The following is a 10,499-nucleotide window of genomic DNA, read 5'->3' as shown; positions in this document are numbered from 1 at the left end:
AGCAGGCCGAGCAGTTGCAGATCGGTGACGTACTTGACGATCACCGGCGCGCTCACGTGCGGGATGTCGTTGTCCGGACCGACTTTCGCTTCCTGCACGGCGGCGCGGAACCGCTCGGTCGGCGCGAACGCGCCGCGGGCCGGCTCGGCGGGTTGCAGGTTCTTCGGGTCGCGCAGCAGCAACAGCAGCATCTGCAGGACCGAGTTCTGCCGCTGCCGTTCCGGCAGGCCGCGCAGGCCGGTCTCGAAGCGCTGCAGCCACTCCCCGAAGTCGCCGACGCGCTCGATCGGGTAGCCGGCGTCGATGAGCCAGTCGACGTATTCGTCGAGCCCGATGCCGTCGTCGTGCGGGTTCATCACGTGGTAGGTCTCGAACCCCTCCATCACCTGGGCGCCCAGCTTGGCGATCGCCTCGGCGACGAACTCGACGGGCAGCCCGTCGAAGTGCGCGCACTGCCGCTTGCCGTCGGCGTCGAGCTGATAGAACGACTTGGGCGCGCAGCCGGTGGCCACGATGCTCAGGATCATCCGGGTGAAGATGTCCGCCACGTTGAGCTGGCCGGCGTAGCTGGTGTCGGCCAGGATCATGTCGGAGCGGAACACCGAGACCGGCAGGCCGCACAGGTCGTGGGCCTCGCGCAGCAGCACCTCGCCCGCCCACTTGCTGTTGCCGTAGCCGTTGGCGTAGCTGCCGTCGATGACGCGGGTGGCGCTGATGACCCGGATGTCGGCGTCCTCGGTGAACGCCGACGGCTCGATCTGGCGCCCCACGTCCGAAGTCGACACGTACGCGTACGGCTTCATCTTCGTGGTGAGCGCCAACCGGATCAGCTCGGCCGTACCCCCGACGTTGGGCGTGAACAGCTCGTTGTAGGGCAGCACACCGTTGACGACGGCCGCGGAGTCGACGATCAGGTCGACGGTGTCGGCCAGCTGCTGCCAGGTCTGTTCGTCCAGGCCCAGGTTGGCCTGGCCCTTGTCGCCGGCGACCACCTGCAGGTGGTCTTCGGCCAGTTCCCGGAAGTGCCGCAGCAATTCGGGGTCACCGCTGTCGAAGGTCTTCTCGAGGCGAGTCCTCGCCTCTTCATCCGTGCGGGCCCGCACCAGGCAGATCAGCTTGCCCTCAACCTGTTCCAGCTGCTCGAGCCATTCCAGCGCGAGGTAGCGACCCAGGAAACCGGTGGCGCCGGTCAGCAGGACCGTCCGCACCTCGGAGCTCGGTGCGCGCAGCGACGGCACGGCGGCCAGCGTCGTCGCGTCGATGAACTTGTCCAGCGTGAGGTCGCGGGCGTACACCTCGGTCGCGTCGGCGCCGTGCACCGCCGCGAAGCCGGGGCCCGCCGCGTTCTCGGTGCCGGAGCCGCTGGTGATCCGCTGGGCCAGGCCCCGGATGGACTGCGAGTCGAACAGCGTGCGGACCGACAGGGCGCCGTCCACGGCGGTGTTGATCTCGGCGATCACCCGCATCGCCGACAGCGAGTCGCCGCCGAGCTCGAAGAAGGAGTCCTCGACCGAGACACGTTCCATCCCGAGGACCCGGGCGAAGATGCCGGCGACGGTCTCTTCGGTGGGGTTGGACGGGGCGACGTACTCGCCGCCGCGCTTCTGGTATTCCGGTGCGGGCAGGGCGCGCTTGTCGAGCTTGCCGTTGACCGTCAGCGGCAGCGCGTCGAGCACGACGACCGCGGCCGGCACCATGTAGGCTGGCAGCCGGTCGGCCAGCTGGATGCGGATGCCGACCGGGTCGGCGGTGCCGGTGATGTAACCCACCAGCCGCTTGTCGCCGGGACGGTCCTCGCGGGCGATCACGGCCGCCTGCTCGACGCCGTCCAGCCCGGCCAGGGCCGCCTGCACCTCGCCGAGTTCGATGCGGTAGCCGCGGATCTTGACCTGCTCGTCGGCGCGGCCGAGGTACTCGAGCTGGCCGTCGTGGCCCCACCGGACCAGGTCGCCGGTGCGATACATGCGCGCGCCCGGGCCGCCGAACGGGCAGGCCACGAACCGCGACGCCGTCAGGCCGGACCGCCGCGAATATCCCGTCGCCACACCGTGACCGGCGATGTACAGCTCGCCGACGACGCCCTCGGGCGCCGGGCGCAGCCACCGGTCCAGCACGAACAGCGCGGCCCGCGGCACCGGCGAACCGATCGGCGCCGACCCCGCCCCGGCCTGCAGCGGCGCGCTCATCGCCGCGTACACCGTGGCCTCGGTCGGGCCGTAGGCGTTGATCATCACTCGCCCCGTCGCCCACCGGTCGACGACCTCGACCGGGCAGGCCTCACCGGCCACCACCAACGCCGTCGAGTCCAGGCCCTCCGGCGAGAGCATGCCGACCGCCGACGGGGTCTGGCTCAGCACGGTGACGCCTTCGGAGACCAGCAGCGCGTACAGCTCGTCCGGGGAGGCCGCGACCGATTCGGGCACCACGACCAGCCGGCCGCCGTGCAGCAGCGCGCCCCAGATCTCGTGCACCGACACGTCGAACACCAGGGAGTGCCACTGCGCCCACACCCCCGCCTCCGGCAGGTCGGCGTGCAGGGTCTCCACCAGCTGGGTGGCGTTGTCATGGGTGACGGCCACGCCCTTGGGGACGCCGGTGGTGCCCGACGTGTAGATGAGGTAGGCGATGTTGTCCGACGACGGGATCGGCAGCGCCGCACTGGGCTGGGTGTCCAGCGCCGGGTCGTCGACGTCGATGACCGTCGGGCGGCAGCCCTCCAGCCGCGACCGCAGGCCCGTCGTGGTGATCACGGCGACCGGCTCGGCGTCGGTGAGCAGGAACTCGATCCGCGCGGAGGGCAGCGCCGGGTCGATGGGCAGGTACGCCGCCCCCGTCTTGAGGACCGCGAGGATCGAGACGATCGCGTCGGCCGACCGGGAGAACAGCAGCGCGACGCGCTCGCCGGGGCCCGCGCCCTCTTCGATCAGCAAGTGCGCCAACCGGTTTGCGGCCTCGTCGAGCTCCCGATAGGTCATCGAGCGGCCCTCGAAGGTCAGCGCCGCCGCGTCCGGGGTGCGGGCCACCTGCGCGGCGAACAACCCCGGGATCGACTTGCCGGTCGCCGGCTGGCTCAGCACGGGCCGGTTGCCCCACGCGTCGAGCAGCTCGTGCTCGGCCTCGTCGACGACGTCGAGCGCCATCAGCCGTCGGGTGGGATCGACGGTCATCTCCGAGAGCACCCGCTGGAACCTCTCGGTCATCTTCTCGATGCCGGCCGCGTCGAACACGTCGGTGTCGTATTCGACGCGCAGGCCCAGTTCGCGGCCCGGGAGCGCCATCACCGACAGCGGGTAGTGGTTGTACTCGCGGTTGGTGACATCGGTGATGGCCAACTCGTGGAAGCCCAGCGGCACGCTGGTGTCGATCGGGTAGTTCTCGTACAGGAACAGGGTGTCGAACAGCGCGTCGTGGCCGGTCACGCGGTGGATCTCGCTCAACGCCAGATGCTCGTGTTCGAGGGTGTCGTTGTGGTGCTGCTGCAGCTGCTCCAACACGTCGGCGACGGTGGTCTCGGCGTCGATGTTGGCGCGCACCGGGACGGTGTTGATCAGCAGGCCCACCATCGATTCGGCGCCGGCCAGGTCGGCGGGCCGGCCGGAGACGGCGGTGCCGAACGCGACGTCATGCTGGCCGGTGAGCCGCATCAGCAGTTGCGCCCAACCCGCTTGCAGCACGGTGTTGACGGTGGTGTGGCAGGAGCGGGCCAGCTCGCCGAGGGCGCGCGTGGTCTCCGCGGAAAGCCGGTAGGACTCCACGGCCCGCCGGCCGAGGCGCATCCGGCCCGCCGGGCCCACCAGGGTGGGCGCCTCGAAGCCGTCCAGCACCTCGCGCCACGCGGCCTGCGCGGCGGTGCGGTCCTGGCCGGCCAGCCAGGTCAGGTAGCTGCGGTAGGTCGCGGGCGCGGGCAGCTGGTCGCCGTAGTAGTTGGCCAGGATCTCGCGCAGCAGGATGGGCAGCGACCAGCCGTCCATCACGATGTGGTGGTTGGTGAGCACGAACCGGTAGCGGTTGTCCGCGGTGCGGATCAGCGCGGCCCGGAACGCCGGCCGGTTGGCCAGGTCGCTCACCGCGGCGCGCTCGGCGGCGCACAGCTCCTCGACCCGCTTTTCGGGGTCGAGGTCTTCGGGGCCCAGCTGGATATAGCGCCACGCCATGACCGGGTCGGCCGGGATCACCTGCACGGGCTCGCCGAACTGCGGGCAGAATCGGGCCGCCAGGTTGGGGTGGCGGTTCACGACCGTGTGCACCGCCTCGTGCAGCCGGTGTGAATCCAGGGCGCCGGTCACGGTGATGCCGAGCTGCACCGCGTAGACGTCGTCGCCCGGGTCTTGGGCGAAGCTGGCGTGGAAGAGCAGGCCCTGCTGCAGCGGGGTCAGCGGCAGGATGTCGGCGATCTGGTGCTGCTTGCTCAGCTCGTCGATCTGTTTCTGGTTCAGGCGCGCCGGCGCGATGTCGGACGGGGTCAGCCCGCCGCCGCCGCCTTGCACGTGGGCGCAGATGCCGGCCAGGGCCTCGAACCACAGCTGGCTGAGCCGGCTGATCTGCTCGCGGTCCATCGCCGAGGCCGCCCACGTCCAGTTGGCGTGCAGGTGCGGGCCGTCCTCGGTGTCCATGGTGCCGGCGTTGAGGTCGACGGTATGCATGAGCGGCATCGCCACCGCCGCGGCGGCGCCACTGAGCGACAGGCTGTCGGGGCTGAGCCGCCACAGCTCGCCGGGCAGGTCCGCGGCCGCGCCGAGCCGTCCCAGGTAGTTGAAGCCGATCACCGGGTCGGATCCACCCAGCTCGATGTCGGGGTTCAGGTAGCGCAGCAGGCCGTAGGTCAGCCCGTCGGGCAGCGCGCGCAGCTGCTCCTTGGCGGCCTTGACGATCGCGCCCAGCGCGTCGTCGCCGCCGACGACGCCGGCCCAGTCCAGGCCGTCGATGCTCAGCGCCACCGGGTACTTGGTGGTGAACCAGCCGACGGTGCGCGACAGGTCGACGTGCGGTCCGAGCTCTTCCTGGCGCCCGTGGCCCTCGACGTCGATGCCGATCGGTGTGCCAGCAGCCTTGGAACCGAGGAATTCCGTCCAGGCCATCCCGAACGCGATCAACAGAATGTCTTGCACCCCGGCGTGGAACGCCGCGGGCACCTCACCCAGCAACAGCCGGGTGGTCTCGACGTCCAGCGACACCGACAACTGCTCGGCCGTCTGGTAGGTGTCCTCCTCGGGTCGCACCGCGGGCAGCACGGCCGGGGTGGCCACCACCTCGCGCCAGGCGTCGGCCTGCTCGACGACCGCCGGGCTCTGCGCGTGCTCGGCGAGCAGCGACGACCACCGGGCGAAGGAGGTGCCGCCCACGGGCAGCGCCACCGGCTGGCCGCTGTGGTGCTGCGCCCAGGCGATGTTGAGGTCCTCGATCAGGGTCCGCCATGACACCCCGTCGACGGCCACGTGGTGGATGATCAACGCCAATTGGCTTGTCTCGCTTGCCCATACGGCGCTCACCATCACACCGGCGCCAGGGTTCAGCCGTGACCGGGCCTCGACGAGCGTCGCGTCGGTCAGCGCGTCGACCGACTGCAGGCAGTCGCCGGCCTGCACCGAGCCCGGGTCGGGCGCCTGCAGGTTCCAGCCGCCGGAGCCGTCGTCTTCGACGCGCAGCCGCAGCATGGGGTGGCGGTCCAGCAGGGCCTGCAGCACGACGACCACGTCGTCGGCGGTGACGCCCGCGGGCGCCGCCAGCACCATGGTCTGGTTGAAGTCGTCGATCGGGCCGTCAACGGTTTGCAGCCACCGCATGATGGGGGTGGCCACCACGGGGCCGATCCCCTCGTCGACCACGTCCTCCTCGTCGTCGCGGTCGGTGGCCACGCGGGCCAGCCGGGCCACGGTCTGCTCGACGAACACGTCGCGGGGCCGGCACATCACGCCGGCGGCGCGGGCTCGGGCCACCACCTGCATCGACAGGATGCTGTCGCCGCCGAGGTCGAAGAAGGAGTCGTCGACGCCGACGCGCTCCACGCCCAGCACCTGGGCGTAGATGCCGGCCAGGATCTCCTCGGTGTGGTTGGACGGGGCGCGATACTCACCGGCGCGCTTGTGGTACTCCGGCGCGGGCAGGGCGCGCTTGTCGAGCTTGCCGTTGACCGTCAGCGGCAGCGCCTCGAGCACCACCACCGCGGCGGGGACCATGTAGGCGGGCAGCCGCTTGCCCAGCTGGGTGCGCAGCTCCGCCGGGTCGGCGGTGCCGGTGATGTAGCCGACGAGGCGCTTGTCGCCGGGACGGTCCTCGCGGGCGATCACCGCGGCCTGGTCCACCCCGTCCAGCGCGGCCAGGGCCGACTGGATCTCGCCGAGTTCGATGCGGTAGCCGCGGATCTTGACCTGCTCGTCGGCGCGGCCCAGGTATTGCAGCTGCCCGTCGGCGCCCCAGCGCACCAGGTCGCCGGTGCGGTACATCCGCGCGCCGGGGCCGCCGAAGGGGCAGGCCACGAAGCGCGACGCCGTCAGGCCGGAGCGGCGCGCGTAGCCGGTGGCCACGCCGCGGCCGGCCACGTACAACTCGCCGACCACGCCCTCGGGCGCGGGCCGCAACCACTTGTCCAGGACGAACAGCGCCGCGCCGGGAACCGGCGATCCGATCGGCGGCGCGCCCGAGTCCCCCGCCAGCGGCGCGCTCATCGCGGCGTAGACGGTGGCCTCGGTCGGGCCGTAGGCGTTGATCATCACGCGTCCGGGGGCCCACCGGTCGACGACCTCGGCGGGGCAGGCCTCGCCGGCCACCACCAGCGCCGTCGAGTCCAGGCCCTCGGGCGAGAGCATCCCCACCGCGGAGGGGGTCTGGCTCAGCACGGTGACCTTCTCGGCGACCAGCAGGTCGTGCAGGTCGTCGGGCGAGGCCGCGACCGATTCGGGGACGACGACCAAGCGCCCGCCGTGCAGCAGGGCGCCCCAGATCTCCCACACCGAGACGTCGAACACCAGCGAGTGCCACTGCGACCACACCTGGCCCGAGCCGGACGGCAGCTTGGCGTGCAGGGTCTTCAGGAATTCGGTCACGTTGCGGTGCGTGACGGCCACCCCCTTGGGGATGCCCGTGGTCCCCGAGGTGTAGATCATGTAGGCGATGTCCTCGGGCTCCGGCCCGGGCAGCGCGCTGCTGGGCTGGCTGTCCGCCGCGGCCTCGTCGACGTCGATGACCGGCAGGTCGAAGCCGTCCAGCCGGGTGCGGAGGCTGGCGGTGGTGACCGCGGCGATCGGCGTGGCGTCGCCGAGCATGAATTCCATGCGGGCGGCGGGCAGGGCGGGGTCGATCGGCAGGTATGCGGCGCCGGTCTTCAGTACCGCGAGGATCGAGATGATGGCCTCGGCCGACCGGGAGAACAGCAGCGCCACGCACTCGCCCGGGCCCGCGCCCTGCTCGGCCAGCAGGTGCGCCAGCCGGTTGGCGGCCTCATCGAGTTCCAGGTACGTCATCGAGCGACCCTCGAAACTCAGCGCCGTCGCCTGGGGGGTGCGCGTCACCTGGGTCGCGAACATTTCGGGAATGGACGCCGGCGCCTTGACCGGCTTGGTCAATATCGCCCGGTTACCCCACTCGTCGAGTCGGTCGTGCTCGCCGCCATCCAGTAGATCAATCGACAACAATCGCCGTCCCGCACCGACGGTCATGACTGCTCCTCCAAGTCCACGGTCATGGCTTCCAGCACCCGCTTGAAACGCTCGACCAGCTTCTCGATCCTCGCCTCGCCGAAGACGTCGGTATCGAACTCGACGCGAAGACCAATTTCATGGCCCGGCACGGCTTGCACCGAAAGCGGGTAATGGTTGTATTCCCGATTCGTGAATCCCCTAATAGTTAACTCGTCCACGGCCGATAGCGCGGCAGTATCGAGGGGATAGTTCTCGTACACGAACATTGTGTCGAATATTTGGTCGTGTCCCGTTACACGATGGATTTCATTGAGCGCCAGATGCTGGTGGTCGAGGGTGCTGGTATAGGTGCGTTGTAGCTGGTCAAGCAGGTCGGCGATGGTGGTTTCGGCGCCGATGGTCGCCCGCACCGGCACGGTGTTGATCAGCAGGCCGACCATGGACTCCGCACCGGCCAATTCGGTCGGCCGACCCGAAACCGCCGTGCCGAACACCACATCGTGCTGGCCGGTCAGCCACATCAGCAGCTGCGCCCAGGCCGCCTGCAGCACGGTGCTGACGGTCGTGCGGCACGAGCGGGCCAGTTCGCCGAGCAGGCGGCTGGTCTCCGCGGACACCTGGAACTCGGCGACGCCGCGCGGGCCGAGGCCCATCCGGCCCGACGGACCCACCAGCGTGGGGGTGTCGAACCCGGCCAGCACCTCGCGCCAGGCCGCCTGGGCGGCGGCGCGGTCCTGCTCGGACAGCCAGGTGATGAAGCTGCGGTAGGGCACCGGCGCGGGCAGCCGCACCCCGAAGTAGCTGGCGAAGATCTCCTGCAGCAGGACGGGCTTGGACCAGCCGTCGAGCACGATGTGGTGGTTGGTGAGCACGAACCGGTAGCTGTCGTCGCCGGTGCGGATCAGCGCGGCCCGGAACGGCGCCTTGCCCGCCAGGTCGCAGACGGCGACGCGTTCGGCGGCCGAGAGCGCCTCGATCTGCTCGTCGATGTCCGTGCCGGTGTCGAGCTCGACGTATTGCCAGGCCAGATCCGGGTCGGCCGCCATGATCTGCACCGGCTCGCCGAAGTCCTCGCTGAACCGGGCCACCACGTTGGGGTGGCGGGTGATGACGGTCCGCACGGCCTCGCGCAGCCGCTCGGGGTCGATGGCGCCGCTCACCGAGATGTCGAGCTGCACGGCGTAGAGGTCTTCGGAGTCTTGGCCGCCCTGGGCGGTGCCGGTGTGGAACAGCAGTCCCTGCTGCAGCGGGGTCAGCGGCAGCACGTCGGCGACGCGGTGCTGCTGCTGCAGTTCGTCGATGTCCCGCTGGGTCAACCGGGCGGGCGCGAGGTCCGACGGGGTCAATCCGCCGCCACCGTCGCGGACGTGCGCGCAGATGCCGGCCAGCGCGTCGAACCACAGCTCGCTGAGCTTGCCGATCTGCTTTTCGTCCAGCGCCGAAGGCGCCCACGTCCAGTTGGCCTGCAGGTGCGGGCCGTCGGCGGTGTCCATGGTGCCGGCGTTGAGTTCCACGGTGTGCGGCAACGGCAGGGCAACCGCGCCGGCCGCGCCGGCCAACGCGAAGCTGTCCTCGCTCAGCTGCCACAGGTCGGGCGACAGGTCGGCGGCGCCGCCGCCGAGCCGGCCCAGGTAGTTGAAGCTGATGGCGGGATCCGAATCACCAAGGTCCACATCGGGATTCAGGTAGCGCAGCAACCCGTAGGTGAGGCCGTCGGGCAGGGCGCGCAGTTGCTCCTTGGCGTCCTTGATCACCGGGCCCAGCGCCGCGTCACCGCCGATCACCTGGCCCCACGACAGGCCACCGACGCGCAAGGACACGGGGTACTTGGCGGTGAACCACCCCACCGTGCGCGACAGGTCCACCTGCGGGCCGAGCTCCTCGCTGCGCCCGTGCCCCTCGACGTCGATGGCGATCGGCGCGCCGGTGCCCACGAACTGCGTCCACGCCAACCCGAACGCGATCAGCAAAATGTCTTGCACCCCAGCGTGAAACGCCGCGGGCACCTCCCCCAGCAGCAGGCGGGTCGTCTCGACGTCCAGCGACGCCGACAGCTGCCCGGCGTTCGCGTAGGTGTCCTCGGGCTGCGCGGCCGGCACCACCGTCGGGGTCGCGGCCACCTGCCGCCACTCCTCGGCCCGCTCGACCACCTCGGGGCGGCGCGCGTGCTCGTCCAGCAGCGACGACCACCGGGCGAACGAGGTGCCGCCCACCGGCAGGGCCACCGGCTGGCCGCTGTGGTGCTGCGCCCAAGCGATGTTGAGGTCCTCGATCAGGGTCCGCCACGACACGCCGTCGACGGCAAGGTGGTGGATGATCAACGCCAATTGGTTTGTCGCACTTGCCCATACCGCGCTGACCAGCAGGCCGTCGGCCAGGTTCAGCCGCGACCGGGCGTCGACCAGGTCCGCCTCGGACAACTCGTCGACGGTCTCCAGGCAGTCGCCGGCCTGCACGGAGCCGGGCTCGGGCACCTCGAACGACCAGCCGCCCACGCCGTCGTCCTCGACGCGCACCCGCAGCATCGCGTGCCGGTCCAGCAACGCCTGCAGCACCACGGCCACGTCGTCGGCGGTGACGTCGGCGGGGACCGCCAGCACCATCGTCTGGTTGAACTGCTCGACGGGGCCGTCCATGTTCTGCAGCCAGCGCATGATCGGGGTGGCCACCACCGGCCCGATCCCCTCGTCGACGACGTCGTCCTCGGGGCTCGCGATCGTGGCGACCCTCGCCAGGCGCGCGACGGTCTGCTCGGTGAAGACGTCCCGCGGGCGGCACACCACGCCGGCGGCGCGGGCGCGGGCCACCACCTGCATCGACAGGATGCTGTCGCCGCCGAGGTCGAAGAAGGAGTCGTCAACC

General features: G+C 70.7%; 2 protein-coding genes. Both read right to left on the bottom strand.

Annotation, left to right across the window (positions count from 1 at the left end; genetic code table 11):
- The coding region (locus JF781_RS26460; RefSeq protein WP_225327580.1) for a non-ribosomal peptide synthetase at nt 1-7,655 on the bottom strand (7,655 nt) is incomplete at its 3' end.
- The coding region (locus JF781_RS26455) for a condensation domain-containing protein (RefSeq protein ID WP_225341332.1) at nt 7,652-10,499 on the bottom strand (2,848 nt) is incomplete at its 5' end. The genes JF781_RS26455 and JF781_RS26460, both read right to left, overlap by 4 nt.

Origin of the sequence: Mycobacterium sp. WUMAC-067, from assembly GCF_020217485.1 — a bacterium.
Lineage (GTDB): Bacteria > Actinomycetota > Actinomycetes > Mycobacteriales > Mycobacteriaceae > Mycobacterium.
Note: the sequence above shows the minus strand (reverse complement) of the source record. Positions and strands in the feature narration are given on the sequence as shown.